Source organism: Verrucomicrobiota bacterium, assembly GCA_016871535.1.
In the GTDB taxonomy this organism is placed as follows: Bacteria; Verrucomicrobiota; Verrucomicrobiia; order Limisphaerales; family SIBE01; genus VHCZ01.
Map to the genome: position 1 here is coordinate 1 of VHCZ01000028.1, position 21,313 is coordinate 21,313.

Consider the following 21,313-nt stretch of genomic DNA (forward strand, 5'->3'; position numbering starts at 1 on the left):
CAGCGGCCAGACTTACATTAACATTCATACCGCGGCCAACGGCGGCGGCGAAATCCGAGGCCAGTTGGTTCTGGAGACGTCCACGACCAGCAAACTCCTCATGATCACCGGCGCCGGCATCGTCAACCTCACCGCGCAGCAACTGGGGGACGACCGTTACAACCGCGCGCCGGACGTGGGCCAGAACCTCACGATTTTCAAGGGGAATCAGACCATTCAGTTCGCGCCCATCACGGGGAAAACATATGGCGAGCCATCTTTCAACGCGCCGGCCAATTCTTCCGCCGGTTTGCCGGTGCGAATCGAAGTCAGTTCGGGTCCGGCGGTCTTGGGGACGGACGGCAAGATTCAGATCCTCGACGCCGAGTTCGTGACGCTGGTCGCCAGCCAGGATGGGAACGAGAACTTCAATCCAGCCCAGCCCGCGTTCCAATCGTTCAACGTGGCCCGCGCGCAGTTGAACATTAATGTCAACAGCGCCTCCCGTGGGTTTGGCCAGCCCAACCCGACGTTCACCGGGAGTTTCTCGGGGCTGCGCAACAACGATTCGATCTCGATCGGTTACTCGAGCTTCGCCAATGCCCAAAGCCCGCCGGGCAACTACGATATCTTCCCGACGTTCCAGGATGCGTCCGGCAAATTGCAGAACTACGCGCTGAACATCACGCGCGGCACGTTGACCGTGACCCCGAATCAGCCGCCCGTCGCCACCGCGCAAACGGTTTCCACGGACGAAGACACACCCAAACCGATCACGCTGGCGGGAACCGACGCGGAAGGCGCGACGCTCAGGATCACCATGGGACAACCGCCGCAGCGCGGCACCGTTTCCGGTGCTCCGCCGAACGTCACGTACACGCCCGCCCTCAACTACAACGGACCGGACTCCTTCACGTTCCGCGTCCACGACGGCTTCCAGGATTCTCCGCCTGCGACGGTCTCGATCACCGTCAATGCGGTCAACGATCCGCCGACGTTGGCGCCGATCCAGAACATCGGTCTGCACCCGGACAGCGGCGTGGTCACCGTTTCGATCTTAGGCGTTTCTCCAGGTCCGCAAGGAGAGGAAGGACAGACCGTCACCCTGACGGCCTCTTCGGGCAACACGACAAAAGTCACGGTTGTGGGGGTGGATCAACCGACCGCGACCCAACCGGGAGCCGTCCGAATTCAGCCCGTGGCCGGCGTGACGTCCGGCGACGCAATCATCACGGTCATCGCGAATGACGGCGCGTCAGCGAACTCGACCTCCTCCAGAACTTTCACCGCCTTCATCACGCCTCGCATTTTGCGGCTGGTTAACACGACTGGACTGGCGGGAGCGCAGGTGGCGGTGCCGCTGCAACTGGTGGCGCAAGGCAACGAAAACACGATTGGCTTCAGCGTCGATTTCGACAAGACCAAGATCGCGTTCGACAGCGTGATTCTCGGAGCGGATACGAGCGGCACCAGCGTGGGAGCGAACCTCCAGGTTAATCCCAGTCAGGCGGACCAGGGACAAGTTGGCTTCGCCCTGGCGCTGCCCGCCGGGCAAGTTTTCTCGGCCGGCACGAAACAAGTTGCGTTGATCAGGTTCAACATTCCGATCACCGCTCAGCCAGAGGTCACTCGCATCCGCTTCTCGTCGTTCCCGCTCTTCCCTGAAGTGGTGGATGCCCAGGCCGCCCGGCTGCCCGTGGCGCCGGCGGGAGCCGACCTGGCCATTTCTCTCGGCTACGAGGCGGACGTGACCCCGGCGCCGTTTGGCAACAACGACGGCTTGGTTACGGTGACGGATTGGACCAAGGTTGGAATCTTCGCGATCCATCTGGAGAATCCCAGCAGCCCGAGCGAATTCCGGCGGGCGGACTGCGCGCCCCGCGAGTCGTTAGGGGATGGCGAGATCAGCCTGGCCGATTGGACGCAAGCGGGGCGCTATGCGACGGGCCTGGATCTCATCGGGACCGGCGCCGACGCCAAAGTGCCCAAAGCCGGCGGCCCTTCCGGCACATCTCAAGGCGCGACCGGCACGCAAGGCCTGAGTTCCGGCGGAAGCAACGTCGCTTTGAAATCTTCAGGCCGCATCACGCGAAGTGTTCGCCTCCATGATCGCAGAGTGCAGCGCGGCCAGCACTTCATCGTCCTGGCGTCCGTGGAAGCGCGCGGCGATGAAAACACAGTCGGGTTCAGTTTGAAATACGACCCGCGCGCCATGCGTTTTGTCGGCGCCCGGCCGACCGGTGGCGCTCAAGGAGCGACTTTGCTCTTGAATGACCGCGAACTTGAGAATGGCCGCGTTGGGGTGGCCTTCGCCCTCCCGGCCGGCAAATCCCTGCGCGCCGGAACCGGAGCAGTCCTGGAACTGGAATTCTCTTCCAATGCTTCCGCCACCGAAGCGATCTCCCTCGTGCAACTGGCGGACGCGCCGGTTCGCCGCGAAGTCGTGAGCGTCACCGCCGATGAATTGCGCGCGAGTTATTCGGACGCCACCGTGACGATTCAGGGCGCGGATTCTCCAGCGTTGGAGAATCGCCCGGCGCGGAATTTGAGCGTCGTGGACCGGGCGCCTGCGGGTGAGCTGGTGCTGCGTCTGGCCGGCGCGCCGGGAACCGAACTGGTGATCGAAACTTCACCTGATCTGGTGAATTGGACGCTGCTCAAGACCGTGACAGTCACGAACGGGCAGGCTGAATTCGTCGATCCGGACGCGAAGAATCTTCCGGGAAGGTTCTACCGCGTTCGACCTGTGCGGTAAGTCGGAGCGCCGGTGGGCTCGCTTATGGCCGGCGCTTTCACTTCGTCTCAACCTCTGACACACAGGTCAATGAATATCATGAAGCGGTTGAGTCTGCTGACGACTTCAGCTCATTCAAGACTCTCGCGAAAGGAGCGCGGGCAGCCTGCCCGCGCAGGTTTTTCGCGCGACTCTTTGAACACCGCGCGGGCAAGCTGCCCGCGCTCCTTCACGCTGGCTTGCTGGCTGGCGGTATTTTTCTTGGTCTCTTTGTTCGGCGCTTCCGCCTTCGCCGCGACGGTCGTTCGCGTCGTCAGTACGACCATCGGCGAGAACTCGACCGGCACCGCAATCATCGAGATGGTCGCCGATGGCAACGAAGCAGCGCTGGGTTTCACCCTGAACTTCGATCCGGCTCGCTTGACCTTTGCCAGCACGACGATCGGGGGGAGTGTCACCGCGGCGACGCTGAACGTGAATAATCTGCAGGCGGCCAGCGGCAGGCTTGGCGTCGTGATAGGGATGCCCCCTGGCCGGAGCTTCCCCGCCGGGACTTTGGAGTTGCTCCGGGTCAGTTTCACGACCAGCAGCGTGGGCGGCTCGACGCAGATCACTTTTGGAGATGTCCCCGTCGTTCGCGAGGTCTCCAATCGGCAGGCGGTGGCGCTGACCGCGACGTTCACGCCGGGCACGGTGCTGGTGAACAGCCCGCCGATCGCGAACAGCCAGAGCGTCAGCGTGCGGGAGGATGGATCGGTCGACATCACCCTCACAGGGTTTGACGCCAACGGCGATGGGCTGAGTTTCAGCATCGGCAGTTCGCCCACGCGAGGGACTTTGAGCGGATCTGCTCCCAATCTGACTTACCGGCCTAATCCCAACGTGAACGGGCCGGACAGCTTCAGCTTCACGGTCAACGACGGTTTCGCCACTTCAGGCGCGGCGACGGTGAACATCAACATCGCCTCGGTCAACGATCCGCCCACGTTGAGTCCCATTTCTTCTCAAACCGTCGCGGAAGGAAATCCTCTGACGTTCACGGCCTCGGCCACCGACGGCGATGTGCCGCCCGATCCGCTGAGCTTCAGTTTGGAAGGCGCGCCACCGGGTGCGTCCATCAGTCCGTCGGGCGCGTTTACCTGGACGCCGACGGAAGCACAAGGACCTGGAACTTACACGATCACGGTGCGGGTCACCGACACTGGTTCGCCGCCTTTGAGCGCGACCCAGTCGTTCTCGGTCACGGTAACCGAAGCCAATCAACCCCCGGTTTTCCCCGCGCTCGGCAGCCAGACTGTCAACGAAGGAAGCCTGCTGGCGGTGGTCGCTGTTGCTGCGGATCCCGACCTGCCCGCCCAACCGCTCCAGTACAGCCTGGACGGAGCGCCTCCGGGCGCATCGATTGATCCCACATCCGGCATTTTCACGTGGACACCGACGGAAGCGCAGGGGCCCGGCCAGTACTCGATCAATGTTCGCGTGTCGGACGGAGCCGGGGGCACAGCGACCGCGAGTTTCCAGATCAACGTTCAGGAAGTGAACGCGCTTCCGACTCTGGCGCCGATCCAAAATCAGAGCGTCCGGGGCGGGCAAACATTGTCGTTCACCGTGAGCGCGAGCGATCCCGACTTGCCCGCGCAAACTCTCACGTTCAGCCTGCCTTTCGGCGGCCCCATCGGCGCGTCGATCAATCCGACGACCGGCGCTTTCTCGTGGACGCCTCCGGCGGGATTGCCCGACTCGACCGAGTCCGTGACTGTGCAAGTGACCGACAGCGGCGGGTTGAGCGCGGTGCAGAGTTTCAGCATCGCGGTCGCGGCGTCGAACACGCCGCCGTTGATGTCTCCGATCGCGCCACAAACGATCAACGAAGGCGTCGCGCTGACTTTGAATCTCAGCGCCACGGACACCGATCAACCGGCGCAGGTGCTGACGTTTTCCGCGGAATCCGGCGCGCCGCCCGGATTGAGCGTCAGCCCCGCGGGAGCGCTTTCGTGGACGCCGACCGAAGCTCAAGGGCCTGGCAGCTACCAGGTCACCGTGCGCGTGACCGACAACGGAGCGCCGCCGCTCAGCGCCACTCAAGTAGTCAGCATCACCGTCAACGAAGTCAACGCGCCGCCCGTCCTGGCCGCCATCGCGGATCAAACAGTTCGCGCGGGCAATCCATTGACTGTGTCGGCCGCGGCGACGGATTCAGATCTGCCTCCGAATCCTTTGACCTACAGCCTTGGCGCGGGCGCGCCGCCGGGAGCTGCGATCAATCCGGGCACGGGAGCATTCTCCTGGACGCCCACCGCGGCGCAAGGAGGGACGACCGTTCCGATCACGATCGTCGTGACCGACAACGCGACGCCGCCCGGAACCGCGAGCATTACCTTCAACGTAGAGGTCAGTCCGTCCAATACCGCGCCCGTCCTGTCCCCCATCGCGGATCAGACGATTCCTGAAGGAAGTCCGTTTTCTCTCACCGTGACGGCGACGGACGCGGACGTTCCCGCCAACACCATCGCGTACGCCCTGGGTCCCGGCGCGCCCCCCGGCGCCACGATCAACCCCACGACCGGCGTGTTCACCTGGACACCGACCGAAACCCAGGGACCAAGCGTCAATCAGATCACCGTCATCGCCACGGACAACGGCATTCCTCCGTTGGGTGCGACCAACCGATTCACTCTCAACGTCACCGAAGTGAATCAGCCGCCGACGCTCGGAGAGATCTCGGATCAAACCGTTGAGGCGGGACAGGCGCTCACTTTTCCCGTGAGCGCGAACGATCCGGACTTGCCGCCCAACATTTTGACTTTCAGCGTTGGCCCTGGCGCGCCCACCGGAGTCACCGTCAATCCGGCCACCGGAGAATTTTCGTGGAGACCGACCGGTTTGCAGGGCCCCAGCACGAATCGCATTACGATCCAGGTCGCGGACAACGGGACGCCAAGCCTGAGCACGAATCGAACTTTCACCGTGATCGTGACGCGCCTGAACCAGCCTCCGGTCTTGGCGCAGATTGCGAATCAAACCATCGCGGAAGGGAGCCCATTGACGTTTACTGCGAGCGCGACCGACCCTGACCAGCCTGCCCAAATCTTAGCGTTCAGTCTCGCTCCGGGCGCGCCCCCCGGCGCCACGATCAACCCCACGACCGGCGTGTTCACCTGGACACCGACCGAAGCGCAAGGCCCCAGCACGAACGTGATCAACGTGCGCGTGACCGACAACGGCACGCCTCCGGTGCGCGCCGCGCAAGATGTGACCATCGTCGTCACCGAAGCGAACGTCGCCCCGGTGTTGGCGGTGATCCCGGACCAACCCATCGTCGTCGGCGAAACCGTGCGATTGACGGCGCGCGCCACGGACGCGGATTTGCCGGCCAACCTCCTCACCTACAGCCTGGATCCGGGCGCGCCCGGAGAAGCGACGATTGATGGCGCGACGGGCGCCTTTGCGTTTGCGGCAGCGCCCGGGCTGCCGCCGAGCACCAACGTGGTGAGCGTCCGCGTTACCGACAACGGAGTGCCGCCTCTGAGCGACACCAAAAGCTTCCGCATCGTGATTCGCGCCGGCGTCAACTTGCCTCCGACGATTACGCAAATCTCGAATCAGACCACCCCGGAAAACCGGCCTACGCCGGCCATCGCGTTCACGATCAGTGATCCCGACACGCCGATTGCGAACTTAAGAGTCTTTGCCACTTCCTCAAACCCGACGCTAATTCCAGTGGCGAACATCGTGTTCACGGGTGAAAGCACGAATCGGACAGTGACGATTACGCCGGCGAAGGACCAGACCGGCACCGCCACCATTACGGTCCGAGTGGAAGAGAATACGGGCGCGGGCGCAGGGACGACTTTCGAGATTGCCGTGAATGCCTTGCCACCCGTGATCACCCGGCAGCCGGACAAGCAGGAAGTGGTGGCGGGCGGCCTCGCCACGTTCAGCGTGATCGCGACGGGTTCCCAGCCTTTGAGCTATCAATGGCGATTCAACGGAGCGGACATTCCGGGCGCGACCAATTCGGTGTATGCGGTGTCGAACGTCCAGACCAACCATGCCGGCGCTTATTCCGTCGCCGTTCGGAATCGAATCACGAGCGTTACCAGCGCCGACGCGTTGCTATCAGTGATCGAACTGCTGCGCATCACCAAGCAGCCCATTGGCCAGGCGGTCCTGGCGGGGGGCAACGTCACGCTGGTGGTGACGGCAACGGGCCGCGGCAGGATTCAGTATCAATGGCGTTTCAAGGGCGCGGATCTGCCGGGCGAAACCAACCCGTCGTTGGTGCTTCTCAACGTGGACGTCACGAAGGCGGGAGTTTATTCCGTGCGCGTTTCCGATGAATCCGGCGCGTTCCTGGACAGTCAAGGCGCGGAACTGATCGTCAACGCGGTGGCTTCCTTCACCGAACAACCCCAGAGCCAGACGGTGGTGGAGGGAACGAATGTCACGTTCACGGTCCAGGTCGCGGGCGTTCCTCCGCCGCGACTGCAATGGCAGTTCAACGGTGTGGATATTCCAGGCGAGACAGGCGCGGCGTTGAATTTGCAGAACGTCCGAATCTCCAATGCGGGCCGATACTCGGTCGTGGCGAGCAATCCGGCGGGTTCGACCAATAGCGCCGCAGCCACGCTGACTGTGGCCACTGCTCCCGCGTTTTCGCGCCAGCCTCAAAGCCAGACCGGGAAGCCGGGCGACAGCGTGACTTTCACCGTCAGTGTCAGCGGCACGGAGCCGATCCAGTATCGCTGGCGGTTTGTCGCCAGTGCGGCGGGACCGGCCAGTCCGAGCGGCGGCCGCAGCGTGTCGCTGCTCTCTGCCGGGAGACTCGCGGCCCTTCCTGGAACTGAAATTGCCGGAGCTAACGGGCCAACCCTGACGATTCCCAATGTCCAGGCCGGGAACGTCGGCGAGTACATTGCCGTGGCGAGCAACGCTGCCGGAACTGCGGTCAGTTCCGGCGCCAGGCTGGACGTTTTGGCTCCGGTCACGATCACGCAACACCCGCAAAACCAGACCGCCAACGCTGGAGGGACCGCGGCTTTTTCCGTCACGGCGACGGGCACGGCGCCCATCATCTACCAATGGCGCGTCAATGGCGTCGATGTTCCGGGGGCGACCAATGCGACTCTTAACCTGAGCAATATCCAGGCGACATCCGCGGGAGCGGTTCAGGTCGTGGTGGCGAACGCCGCCGGCCCGGTGGTGAGCAACCCGGCCACGCTGGTGGTGAACCAGGGTGTGACCATCGTGACGCAACCCCAAAGCCAAAGCGCGACCAACGGCGCTTCTGTTGTGTTCAGCGTGGTGGCGGCCGGAACGCGTCCGCTTACATATCAATGGCGCTTTGAAGGACAGAATATACCCGGGCAGACTGGCCCCAGCCTGGTGATTGCCAGTGCGCAGGAAACGGACGCCGGAAACTTCAGCGTGGCAGTGCGCAACGTGGCCGGAGAAGTAATCAGCGGCAATGCGTTCTTGACGGTCATTCGCCCGCCTTCCATCCAGACCCACCCGGCAGGCCAGAGCGTCAACCTCGGCGCCACGGTGACCTTTACAGTCGCCGCTTCGGGGGATTCACCGCTGACGTACCAGTGGCAAAAGAACGGCATAAACATTTCCGGAGCGACCAGCCAGAGCTTGACGATTTCCAGCGTCCAGCCAGGTGATCAAGGCACATACAACGTCGTTGTCAGCAATCCAGGCGGCGCTCTCACGAGCAACCCCGCCACGCTGGCCGTTATCTTGCCTCCGATCCAATCGAGTAACTCGGCGCAGAATCCGCCCGCTCCCGTTGAGTCTTCGGAAGGATCATTTGACGGCGGCAGCAACGAAGGAGGTGCTGCTGGCGGCCAGGTCGCGCGCAAAAACGCTCCGGCGCGCGCCAGTGAAGAACGATGGTTTTCGTGGCGCGCCCCTCAGAGCGGTATTGTGACGTTTACGACGGTGGGAAGCACGTTCGACACGGAGCTGGCGGTGTTTACCGGAGTTGCCCCCAACTTGACGGAAGTGGCGGCGGACGATGACCGGGGCGGCTTCTTCGCCAGCGAAGTAAGATTCAACGCTCAGCAAGGCACAAGTTATCTCGTCCGCGTGAGAGGGTTTGGCGGCGCCGCCGGAAAAATCGTCGTGGGCTTCAAACTCCAGCAAACCGCGCAAAGGCTACCGGAGATTACCTCGGCGCCACCGCTGGTCCAAACTGTGACCTCGGGCCAGCCGGTCACTCTCCGCGTAGAAGCGCGCGGAGATGCGCTGACTTACCAGTGGTTGAACAATGGAACAGCCATTCCGGGCGCGACCCAGAACCAATACACGATCCCCAGCGTGCGCGACACCGATGCCGCGAGGTACACGGTGCGCATCACGGCCAATCCTCCGGGACAAAATCCGGTTTCGATCGAGAGCTTGCCCGCCATCGTTCAGGTCGGCACGACCGGTTCGTCCGCGGTCGATAAATTCAAGAGCGCACCGTCTTTGACCGGCGGACAGCAATTGCAGTCCCTGTCCGGCGATTTCATCAAGAACGCGGGCGGTTCGGTGGCGCGCGGGTATTCCGGTTCGCAAGTGTTCAACACTTTCGGGGCCACCAAAGAGCAAGGCGAACCGAACCATTGCGATGTCATTGGCGGCGCTTCCCAGTGGTTTGTTTACCTGGCGGTGACCAACGGGCCGGTGCGCATCAGCACCGAAGGCAGCAATTTCGACACGGTGCTGGCGGTGTACACCGGGCCGGGCACGGATTTCGCCAGTTTGAAGCTTGAAGGCTGCGATAATAACAGCGGCGCCGATGGCAAGACGAGCGCCCTGACGGTGAACGTCAAGCAAGGCACGGCCTATTACGTCGCGGTCGATGGCGTCAAAGGCGCGACCGGCACGGTTAAATTGAGCTATCTATTCAGCACCGGGCCGGCCATCACGGCGCAGCCTCAATCTCAAGCGAAGGCACTGGAAGAATCCGTGGCCTTATTTGTCGTGGCGACAGATCCATCCAGCGCGCTGAGCGGGGTTGCTTCCCAGATCAACTACCAATGGCAGAAAGATGGTCTGCCCCTTCGCGGGGAGACGAATAGTTCGGTGGGCTTGCTCAGCGTCAAGCTGGCGGACGTCGGGGATTACCAGGTCGTGGTTTCCAATTTCGCGGGATCGAGCACGAGCGCCGTGGCGCGCCTTTCCGTCAATGTGCCTTTGTCTTTTACGCTGGCGCCGCAGAGCCAGACGGTCAAGCCCGGCAATACTGCGACCTTCATCGCGGCTGCGAGCGGGACCCCGCCCATTTCCTATCAATGGCGTTTCAACGGCGTCAGCGTCACAGGCGCGACCAACGCCACATATGAGATTCCGAATGTTCAGCCTGCCAATGCGGGCGCTTACACGGTCGTGGCGCAGAACCCGGCGAGCACCATCGAAAGCCCCGCTGCTTTTCTGGGCATCAACCAGGCGCCAGCCATCACCGTGCCGCCCGTCGATCAGGTGGCGGCTTTGAATGGCTCCGCGACCTTCGCGGTCACCGCCGTTGGCACTCCGCCACTGAGCTATCAATGGCGGTTTATCGGGGTCGATATCCCCGGAGCGACGAACGCCACGCTGACGATCAATAATGTCAGGGCGGCCAATGTCGGTGAGTACACCGTCTTGGTGAGCAACGCCTCGGATTCCGTGGCCAGTCCGCGGGCGAGGCTGGACCTTCGCATCCCGCTGACGATTCTTGAGGAACCTCAAAGCCTGACCGTCACTGCGGGAAGCAGCGCCATCTTCAGCGTGCGCATTGGGGGGCCGGCGCTTCTGGCCTTTCAATGGCGCAAAGACGGCGTCGCGATTCCCGGAGCGACCTCAGCCAATCTTGCCCTTTCCAACGTCCAGCCAGGCGACGCCGGGCAATACACGGTGGCCGTAGCCAGCGGAACGGAGTTTGTCGAAAGCAAACCTGCCACTTTGACCATCGGGGCTGCGCCGGTCATCACCCAACAACCGGTCGGGCAGATTGTTTTCGCCGGGGCAACCAACGTGTCCTTCAGCGTGACGGCGACCGGAGCCGGGCCTTTGAGCTACCAATGGTTCAAGAATAACGCGGCCATTCCGGGCGCGACCAACAGCACGCTGGCGCTGGCCGTTGCCCAGGTCGCTGACACGGGCGTTTACTCGGTGACTGTCAGCAACGCGGGCGGCTCGGTCGTGAGCGACCTGGCGGTGTTGACCGTCCAGCAAGTCGTTTCCGACGCGCGTTTCGATCCGGTGGCCGGATTCCAATTCCGCTTGAGCATTCCGGCTGGAAAGACCGCCACCGTTGAGTCCTCCGCCGACTTGGTGAACTGGACTTCGATCACGCCCGTTCCGGTGACGGGCATTGTGGATATCCAGGATCCGCAAGCCGTCGCGGGCGCGCTGACCTTCTACCGCATCATCGTCCAGTGAAAAGTAGGGCAGGTTTTCCAGCCTGCCCTTGGAGTGGCGGTAGGGACGGATTCCACTCCGTCCCAAATCAAGCCTCGAGGCAGACCGCCACACAGGAAGAGAAGATGGGCCGACGGAGGCTCCTGGTTTTTCCGTTGTCCGTCTCTCCCTTCAAGAGACGCCGCAAGGATTAATCAGGGACGGAGTGGAATCCGTCCCCACCGCACCTACCGCACTTTCCGAGATCGCCCCATCGATCCAAGAAAACCCCAGAGGACGCCGATGGCCAGTCCGACCCCGTGCACGGTGTTGGCCACGGCCATGATGCCGGTCAGGCAAAACACAAACCAGATCAGCATGAAGGCGACGATCGACGAGTGAATGAAATAGCCGGACGCGGGATCGAAGCGCGCTTTCATCCAGATGTAACCCAGCAAGCCGTACACGACGCCGGACATCCCGTAAAAGTTCGGGCCGCTCACGAAGAACTGAGCGAGATTCGAGCCGGCGCTGATCACCAGGACGAGCAGGCCGAGCCGCCAGGGGCTCTGGCGCGCCTCCACCATGCTGCCGAGATCTTTCATCCAGAGCATATTGAACAGGATGTGCAGAAACCCCGGAAACGGCACCATCGGCGCGTGCATGAAAATCGGCGTGATGGCGCGCCAGACCTGGCCGTGCCGAATCTCGGGCAATCCGTAGCGCAAACGCGCCAGAATGCCGTCGGCGTCGTATTCGCTGATGAACAGGAAATTCCAGAAATCTTTGTCGCCGCCGAACTCCATTGCCGCCCAGACCAGCACGCTGATGCCAATCAATGTCATGGTCACCGGCCCCATGCTGTACGATTCCTGGGAGCGCAATAGTTCCGCCCCGTTGATGTATCTCCGGGCGGCCGCTTCGTCCTGTTCCTTTTCCTTTTCGCGAAGCTCGGTCGCGCGTTTGGCCACGGAGCGATATTCCGTGTCATCGGGCCGAGAGAGAAAGCCGTTGAGCAGGACGCGCGCTTGATTCACGTCGTCTTCGCCCTCGACCCAGACGACCCAGGATCCGTCCCGCTCTGCTTCGATCTGGTTCCTGATCCCCTGGACATAGAGGTAGTCGCCGAACGTGCGCGCGTGCGCTTCATTCTGAAGATGGCCAATCATCCGCATACAGCTTTGTGCCTAGCGGTACAGGCTCAAGCGTCACGACGCAATCCACAAATGGGCCACATGACCGTGCGGACCGCAGCCTTTAGGCTGCTTCCACGCACTCTTCATCGTCGGCGTTGAAGCGGGCTAAAGGCCACGATCGGGGAGACGGTTTCCCCTGAAAGTAGTAGCAAGTCGTTGAATTCCAAGGGGCGTAACTTTCATGCGAAGTGGTGTCCCAGAATTGGGATGGGGGATTCATAGGAAGCTTCCACGGTTCTTAGAACCATGCCCACTGCCCGTGAACCGAGAACTGCGCGCACCGCAGCCTTCAGGCTGCTTCCGCGCACTCTCCACAGTCGAGGGCTGAAGCGGCCTAAAGGCCGCGGTCCGAACCGACGGTTCATGGGAAGGAGCTGAAGTTGTTGGCCATCGCTCTTCTGGTTGCTCCTGTTCAGAGTACACCGCTCACGGCAATCCCATTCCGCCGATCCCTCCCATTCCCCACGGCATTAAGGGCCTGTTCGCGGCAGGGATGCGGGCTTTTCGGATGCGCTAAACTCGGTTATGTTGTCGCAGCATCTGAAACGGATATGATCCGGCAAACGATTGTTGAAATTGAAGAGCGGCTCCGGAAAACGGAGTCGATCAAGGAAGAGAACAAGGCCGAACTGCTCGACTTGCTTTCCACGCTCAAATCCGAAATCGAACAGCTTTCCCGGACGCACGGGGAACAGGCGCAGAGCATCGCGGGCTTCACGAACGTTTCGACTCACGAAGCGATGCGCGACGAAAAGAACCCGCAGTTGACCAGGCTGGCCCTCGACGGCCTGTCCGCCTCGGTCACCGGCTTCGAGAATTCCCATCCTAAGCTCGTCGAGATTGTGAACCGAATCTGTCTGACGCTCTCGAACTTGGGCATCTGAAGTTGCATCGTTTCATGAAACCGTAACGCGCGCTGAGTGCGATTAAAACTGTCGGTCCACGAGGTCTTCTCCCTCTCTTCCCGAAGGGAGGAGAGGGCTGGGGAGAGGAGGAGCGTTGGATCGCTTCTCATGTTTCCAAGCAACCCTCTCTCCAACTTTCTCCCCCTCGTTCCTCGCGGGGAGAGAGGGAAGTCAATCGGAGTCGCTGACCGACACTTAAATCGCACCCGGCGCTCCGTCGGATTGACACAGGCCCATGCGATGTCTAGCCTGCGTGCAATCAATCGGAAAACTCGCCTGCTCAGCCCGGGACAATTGTTGTATTTGAGTTGCCTGCCTCGTGTGCCAGGCGAACCGATGAGCCAAATCAGAAACTGACCTATGACAACGCGCTCCTTCTTCGTTCAACTTCGCCGCAAACCTGATTCTACCGCGGATTTCGCGGATAAAACGCCGATGCGATCGCATCTCCATCCGCGAAATCTGTGAAATCCGTGGTCGGAACATCGGCTCAGAGATTGCCAGGAAACATTCTCTCAGCGCTTTGCCTTTGCGCGGCATTCTTCGCGATTCCGACCGCTCGCTCCGCCCCGGCCGTGCTCCTCTTTGAAGACGATTTCAATCGCGGCATTCCGGGCTGGACCGCGGTGCAGCCCACCGCCAATTACCTGGATGGCCCGCTGCGCTGGCAATACGACATCGTCAGCGAGTCCTTCCTCGAACAGAGCAACATTTACACGGATGCCGCGGACGCCTCGCCCAGCGCCACGGCGGTGATGCTAATCAATGATGCCAACGCCGGGACCAATTTCACCTACAAGGCGCGTCTGACCGCGGGCGACGACGACGCGTTCGGCCTTATCTTTGGATACCGGGACGCCAACAACTTTTATCGCGTCACCTTTACTCGCCAGCGCCGAACCGTGCCGGGTTATCCGTGGAACGGGTGGAACGTGGACCGCAAAGTCAGCAACGTTGCGACCAACCTCTTCGGCCACGGCACGCCGGACCACGTCGAATCATTTTTCAACACTCAGTATCAACCCTTCGACGTCACGATCGCGGTGACGGGCAATAATTTGTTCAGCCTGACGGTGCTGGACGATCCGGACGGCGCCAAAACCGAATACAAACTCGTGGAATCGAAACCGCTCCCAGGCCCGGTGAATGGCCGCGTCGGCCTGGTTGTCTGGGGCATGAGCGGGACGGCTTTGCGCGCGTTTCGGATTCAAAATCCGACCTTGGATCCGGTCAAAATTGTCGGCAACCCGAATGCCCTCACGAATTGGACAGCCGTCGTGCCTCCGCGGACCGATGGCAGCGGACTGGATTCCGGCAGCGGCAACGGCGGACGGCCGATCTGGTCGCTGGCGTTGGGGCCGAATGCCCTGGGCACGTTGCACGAGAACAGCGACTCGTTTGGCGGCAATGATGCCGAAGGCGCCATTGATTTCGCTGCGCCTTCCGTCATCGCCGGAAACGTCACTTGGTCCAACTACGTCATGACCGCGCGGATCATTCCGGCGGACGATGACGGACACGGCATTCTCCTGCGGTACAAGGACGAGAAGAACTTCTACCGCGTCGCGCTGCGAGCGCAGGATTCAGCGACCGGTCCGCCGCAAGGTCTCTCGATTCAGAAAGTGGTCAATGGTGTCTTTGAAGAGGTCTATCGCGACAACCCCGTCAAGTTCAGTCCGCCAAACAATGTGGCCTACGACATCACGGCGGCGGTGCTGGGGAATCGGCTGCAAATCTTGCTCGTCAGCAATCCGACGGGCACCGCGCAATCGTTTTCTTACGGGCCATTCGATCTCACCGGAGCTGCGGTGGCGAATGGTAAGATCGGGCTTTTCAGTTGGGGCATGTCGCGGACGGAATTTGATTTCGTGCGCGTTCAGGGAATCGACGGCGTGCCGCTCCAGGTGAACTCTGCCTTCGGCGCGCCAAACCCCGGCACGGGACTCCAGGCCTTCCCACCGGGCTCGACAGTCGCGGCGTCTGTGGCCAGTCCGGTTGAGGACCTGCCCGGCGTGCGGCGTGTGGTAACCGGTTGGACGGGGTTTGGGTCCGTTCCCGCGAACGGCACGGCTTCCAGTGTAAGTTTCACGCTGAACGACATTTCCGGTTTGACCTGGATCTGGCGCACGGAAGTCAAACTCGCGGCCACCGCCGGCGCGGGCGGACAAGTCACGGCGCCGACCGGCGACTGGCTGCCGGAAGGAACGAACGTCGTTGTCACCGCGCAGGCCAATCCAGGATTCGTTTTCGCCGGTTGGTCCGGCGATCTGGCTTCGGCGGAGCGCACGCTGAATCTGCGATTGAACCGTCCCTACACCATTACCGCGCGATTCGAAGCCGATTCGGACAACGACGGACTCCCGGACAAATGGGAGCAATCTAACTTCGGCGGCTTCACGGCCGCGGCGGATGGCGACGCGGACAAGGACGGAAAGAGCAATCTGGTCGAGTACCAACGCGGCACTGATCCGAATACCGCCGAAGCACTCGTGGCATCGGATGGTCTGTCGTCGCGCTGGGAAAACGTGCAGCGCGATCCGGCGTTGCCCGGTCAATGGGCGATCCGGGATTTCGGGCGCGGCTTCAAAGGCGCGTGGGAAAACAGCAACGACTTCCGGAACGCGAACGACACGAATTTCCTCGGCGCAGGTTTCTTCGTGGACAACGCCAGCTTTGAAGGGTCGCGTCTGATCATCCGGACGAATGTTTGGAATCCGGCCTGGAACGATTTCACGGCTCAAACCGTCTTTAGCGTGGGCGATAACGACGGCAACTGCGTTTATTTCCGCTACAAAGACGAGAACAACTGGTATCGCGTGACGATCCTGGGCGAGGCCAACAACGATGTCCCGGCGCGGCCAGTCTATGGCGTTTCCATCCAACGGCGCGTGAACGGCCAGTTTGCCGACCTCGCCCGCGATGCCACGATCGCGACCGATCCCCCGGACAGCGCCGGTTACAAACGCGTGCGCATCACCGTCACTGCGCAAGGCTCGAATTTTGAAGTGCGCGTTGTGGGTTGGGATGCCAAAGCCACGCCGCCGAACTGGCTGGCGGCCTCCGAAGTCGTGATTCGCTTCACCGACGACCAGTTGACGACGGGCCGGTTTGGCATCGGGGATTGGGGGCAAAGCGGTGGATCGTTGACGCCGGAGAATCCGGTCAACGCCGGCGTCCTCATCGAGAGTGTGGTGATCACGGCGGGCGGCACTGAAGTATTTCGCGAGGATTGGAGCCAGTTTCCCATCTGGCAAGCCAGTCCGTCGTTGCCGCAATTGCCGCCCGGTTGGACGCGGCCCGTGACGGGAACTCCCGCCGGCAACTGGCAAGTCAGCGCGCACGGAACCATCATGGAACTGTCGAACTACAGCACCGCCACCACCGGAACGGTCAATCAACCGAAGGCCAATGGCGAGAGCACCATTCTGCTGGCGCCTCCGCCCGGAGTGCCCAACTACTTCCTCGAACTCGGCTTTCACCCGTTCGACGACGATGGCCTCGGCTTCGTGTATGATTTTCAGGACACGAACAATTACTCGCGCGTGCTCTTCGTGAGCGAGGCGACCGGAAATACGCGGGTGCCGCAAGGCGTGAGCGTGAGCCGGAAGTCGGCTGGAGTCTGGTCAGATATCCTTGTGGGGGACAACACGTTTGTGTTTCGAAATGGCAGCCCGTTCGCCGTGGAGTTCGCCAACAACAATGGGGAGTTTCGCATGTCGGCCCGAAACGTTGATGATCCGGGCTCGGTTCGGACGTGGAGCTGGACGGGACCCGCGGCGGGTGCCACGAACCGGTTTGGGTTGACCGCCTGGGGTATGTCGGACGCACATTTCCTTTACGCGCGCGCTTACGGTTTGCCCACGCGCGGCGCCGCTGGCGGTGACCTGCGCATCAGCAAAGTTTCGCTCTCCGGCGGGAATCTCGTCCTGGAGGTTTCGAATCCAGGCGGCGCGCCTTACGCCGTCGAAACTTCCACGACGCTGGCTTCGGGGTCGTGGACCGTGATGGCCCGCGACCAGACCGGCGGGCAATGGACCACGCCGCTTCCCGCGGGCGCCCGCGCGACTTTCTATCGGCTAAGCCGTGGGCGTTAACCCGAAGATCGGAGGCTTGAATGCAAACGAACGTGACGAAACGAATGGCTAGCTCGGTAAGGACGCGTTCCACCGCGTCCCTGATATTCCCCGCCAAGCTCATCGAACGGGAGCCGGACGCGGAGAAAACCCGAGACCTCAGTGTTCCCATCGTCCCGCACGCTGTCGGCCATTTGGCTCAAGGTCTAAAGTGGGACGCAGTGGAATGCGTCCCTACCGGACGTTGGAAACGAGCCTTCACGTTGATCGAGTTGCTCGTCGTGATCGCGATCATCGCGATTCTGGCCGGCATGCTGTTGCCGGCCCTCGCAAAGGCCAAAGAGAAGGCCCGCCGCATCGGTTGCCAGAATAACACGCGCCAGATCATGTTCGCGGCGCACCTCTACAGCGATGATTATCCGGGATATTTTTACAATACCGCTACCATCGGCAGTGACGAAGCGCCACTCTCCTTCTATCCGAGATACCTTTCCACAACGAAAATCTTCGTGTGTCCGAACACCAAGAACATCGTCCGAGAGAATGTGACGAACCGCCTGGGTGAAATCATCGACCTGGGAGTCACCTCGCATGGCGACCGCGAATACAACAAAGGCGGCCATAGCTATGAGTTCTTTGGCATTTTCGAGCGTGAACACTTGAACGGGGTTCGGAAGAACCCGACCACCACGGCCTTTGCCCCAACGAAAATAGTCATAGTCCTGGATGCGGACGATGGACTGGAGCGCATTCCGGACGACGCCAACAATTCGCCGGACCCGATCAACAATCATGGAGCGAAAGGCTGGAACTGGGGTTTCGCAGACGGCCACGCGGAATGGGTCACGGCCAAACGCACCTCGGACGCGCTGCACGAAAGCTGGATGACCACCGGCGTCGGGACCAAGCCGTACGGAGAGCGGTGAACGGAGTGTGGAGCGTTTGAGGCGTGGAGTGTTGAAGCGTTTCCGACAGAGTTTCACGCCTCAGGGGAACAAAGATCTCAGTCCAGGAAAGCGGGTGCACCAATTCTCCGACTTCTTTGTTCTCTTCGTTGCCTTTTGTTAAAAACTCAGAAGCCAACGAAGTGAACAAGGCCGGACTATTCCTCCGGCGGCGGAGGGGGCGGAGGCTTGTGGATGAGTTTCTTCAGCTTCGGGCCGAATTGCTGAAGCACCGTGCCCAGGATGATCACCAGGGCGATGGGGAGCACGATCAAGTTGAAAAAACTTTGCGCGGATTCTTTCGCTTCTTCCTTCTTCTTTTCCCGCACCGCGCCGGCCGGGCGGCTATGCGTTGTGGATCCGCCTTCGGCTTCTCCTTGATCTCCTGAATCCGCTTTGCCACCGCGGGATTCTTCGCAGGTTAGCCTGGCCGCATCTTCCTTGCCCGAGGTCTTGCTGCCTGGTTTTCGTTTGAGTTCCTCTTGCGCTTTTTGTCGTCGCCGCCGCAGATATTTCGGCCCGAAAATCGCGATCGCGAGGAAAGCCACAACCGACAGCGAGATCATGACAATCTTCTGGATCATCTCGCGCCGGCTGGTCTGGGCTTGCGCTCCGACGCGTGCCTCGCGCTCCTTGATCGCGGCGCGAAGATCGCCCGCCACGCGGCCCACCCCATCGCAGAATTGGAACAGGCGCTTTTCTTTGACGTTGGGTTCGCCGCCAATCCATTCCTCGCCAAAACGGCCGTCGGCAAATCTTTCTTCCAACGCGAATCGGGTTCCGGGAATCGCAGAGCCGGGGCCAGGCCGCCAGCCCCAGACGGCGGTTTCCTCTTCGGCATTCCGAGCGGAGGCGCGCGTCAGCCCGGACGGAGGGTTATCTCCTCCTTCGGTGCCCTCTCGGATTTCGCAGACTTCCACGGGAGTCTCGACGCCAGCGATTTCACACGGGCCGTGGTCAAACCAGGCAAAAACGCCGAAGGGCTTCAGGTCGTCTTTCTTGGTGGACAGCCTCAATTCGTTGAAGATGGGGCGCGTCAGGCCCGGATGTTCGCTTGAAGCTGAAGGGCGAAGCGGAGAGCGACCTCGGATTGATTGAACTGAATGAAAAAGGAATCGCCAAACCGGCCGATCTCTTCGCCCCCTTTCATCTTCACCAACAGATCTCGAACGACAGTGGCGTGACGCTGGATGAGCGTGAGATTGTCGGCTTCCGACTGGGTTGAACGGCAACTAACCGAGACGAACAGCAACGTTCGCCGCTCGGTGGAGCCGGGCCGGAGGCACCTGGGGCACAGTTTCCGAGGGTTGCTCCATAAGCTGTTTCATCCGGATTTGTGTCTTTGCATCTTACGTTCCTGCCAATCCGGGAAGCCAGTCCGAATCTATCAGGTTTCAGCCGATGTGTCTAGCAAGCATCTCGGCCTGTGGAGGTTTCGCAAACACTGCTCTCGCGTGCCTCTCAGAGTTTGCCAACTCTGAGCGTGTCTCAAATGTGGACGGGCAAACAGACAGCCTGTCCGAATTCTGGCTGCCTCCCGGGTTAGTGGCCTGAAACGCCTACAAAAGCGGTAGGGCAGTCCTGCCGGTCTGCCGTATGTGGTTAGTGTCGGTACGGACGGATTCCACTCCATCCCTGATTAATCCTTGTGGCGTCCCTTGAACGGAGAGACGGACAACGGAAAAACCAGGAGCCTCCGTTGGCCCATCGTCTCCTCCTGGGCGGTAGTCTGCCTCAAGGTCTGATTTGGGACGGAGTGGAATCCGTCCCTACCACGTACGGAGCTCCGCCCCACCAGTGGCGGACTCGATTACCGGATTACTCTTGTCGCGCCTTTGATAGAAGCTTACTGTCGCGGGCAACGTGGACGGTTCGGAGATTGGCAAAGCAGCGCCAAAACCGTTACTAAGAAACGAATGGCTAGCGTCGCCGAACAACTTCGGGAAGCGCGAGAAAAACGCAAACTGACCGTTTGCGACGTCGCGGCTGCGACGAAAATCCGAACGGATCATGTCCGGGCCATGGAGGAGGGAGACTACCGGGTCTTCGCCGCCGCCGTGTATATCAAGGGCTTCGTTCGAAGTTACGCCAATTTACTCAAGCTCGACACTTCCAAGGTCATGGCCGACCTGGATGCCGAACTCTCGGCTACGAAGGAGTTCAGCGAACCTTCAAGCCTGGCCGGAAGCCCGCGAGGACTGGTTGACGCGGTCATGCTTTGGGCGTCCAAGCTGAACTGGCAACTCGTCATCGTGCTGTTCGGAGGGGCGCTGATTCTGGCTCTGGGATTCTGGAGTTATCGTGCCTGGCAGCGATACCAGACCGCAGACCCGCTCTCCGGACTGGGGCCGGGACTTTATCAGCCGCCGCGAACCAATGTCGGCGAGGTGCTGCCGCTCCCCCGGCCAAACGAATGAGTTAGCGTCAAACGTCAAACGTAAAACGTAAGTGACGTGAGACGTGCGTGAAGTTGCGTTTTACGCATTACGTTTTACGTTTTGCGCATTACGGTTGCCTTCCGCCAATCGCATCCCTTAAGTTCCCGGCCCAGTGACGAAAACTTTCGACAACGCTGATCCAATTCGCGTCGGCCTCGTGTCGCTCGGCTGCGCCAAAAACCTGGTCGATGCCGAAGTGATGCTCGGCTCGCTGATCAAAGACGGATTTGAAATCACCAACAACGCGGCGAACGCCGATGTGGTGATCGTCAACACTTGCTCGTTCATCGACTCTGCGCAGGAGGAGAGCGTCGATGCGATCCTGGAATCCGATGCGTTGCGCCAGGCGAGAAATCCGGGGCAGGGATTGATCGTGTCCGGCTGTTTGCCGCAACGGTTCCGAGAGGAATTGCCGAAGTTGCTGCCCGAAGTCGATGCGTTCATCGGGATCGATCAAGTGGCGCAGATTTCGGAAGTGGTCCGCGCGGCTTTGGCCCGGCGAATGGCCCGGCTTCAGGAAGCGGAGGCCGGGATTCTCACTCCCAGTCCTAATCTTAATCCTACTCCTAAGCTTACCCCTAAGCTTACTCGACGAGGGGACGACCTCGAGGGGATTAGGAGTAGGAAAACGGGGCGTTCTGAAATCGCGGTTGGTGCGGCGTCGATGAAAGCGGAAG

The 21,313-nt window shown here is 61.1% G+C and carries 7 protein-coding genes; 5 read left to right on the forward strand and 2 right to left on the reverse strand.

The features are described from left to right. Positions 1 to 2,746: 2,746 nt before the first annotated feature. Positions 2,747 to 11,122 carry a tandem-95 repeat protein gene (locus tag FJ398_06040; protein MBM3837511.1) on the forward strand — a complete coding sequence of 2,792 codons (8,376 nt, stop codon included), beginning with the start codon at positions 2,747 to 2,749 and terminating at the stop codon, positions 11,120 to 11,122. Positions 11,123 to 11,328: 206 nt separating this feature from the next. Here FJ398_06040 and FJ398_06045 read toward each other — a convergent pair whose 3' ends face one another. Further along, positions 11,329 to 12,255, reverse strand: a complete 927-nt coding sequence (locus tag FJ398_06045; GenBank protein MBM3837512.1) for a rhomboid family intramembrane serine protease — start codon at positions 12,253 to 12,255, stop codon at positions 11,329 to 11,331. A 572-nt stretch (positions 12,256 to 12,827) separates the two neighbouring features. Here FJ398_06045 and FJ398_06050 point away from each other — a divergent pair. The 3 genes from FJ398_06050 to FJ398_06060 all read left to right on the forward strand — a co-directional run bounded on the left by FJ398_06050 (position 12,828) and on the right by FJ398_06060 (position 18,180). Beyond that, positions 12,828 to 13,160 (forward strand): DUF4404 family protein, encoded by a 333-nt coding sequence (locus FJ398_06050; protein ID MBM3837513.1) that lies wholly within the window; start codon positions 12,828 to 12,830, stop codon positions 13,158 to 13,160. Positions 13,161 to 13,645: 485 nt separating this feature from the next. Beyond that, complete coding sequence (locus FJ398_06055) at positions 13,646 to 17,275, forward strand: hypothetical protein (protein MBM3837514.1); 3,630 nt, start codon at positions 13,646 to 13,648, stop codon at positions 17,273 to 17,275. Positions 17,276 to 17,319: 44 nt separating this feature from the next. Then, a complete protein-coding gene (locus tag FJ398_06060; protein ID MBM3837515.1) occupies positions 17,320 to 18,180 on the forward strand; it encodes a type II secretion system protein in 861 nt (286 codons plus the stop codon). Positions 18,181 to 18,356: 176 nt separating this feature from the next. Here FJ398_06060 and FJ398_06065 read toward each other — a convergent pair whose 3' ends face one another. Further along, positions 18,357 to 19,214, reverse strand: coding sequence for a hypothetical protein (locus FJ398_06065; GenBank protein ID MBM3837516.1), 858 nt, complete (start codon positions 19,212 to 19,214; stop codon positions 18,357 to 18,359). Between the two features lie 900 nt (positions 19,215 to 20,114). Here FJ398_06065 and FJ398_06070 point away from each other — a divergent pair. Further along, a complete protein-coding gene (locus tag FJ398_06070) occupies positions 20,115 to 20,615 on the forward strand; it encodes a hypothetical protein (protein ID MBM3837517.1) in 501 nt (166 codons plus the stop codon). Positions 20,616 to 21,313: the final 698 nt, after the last annotated feature.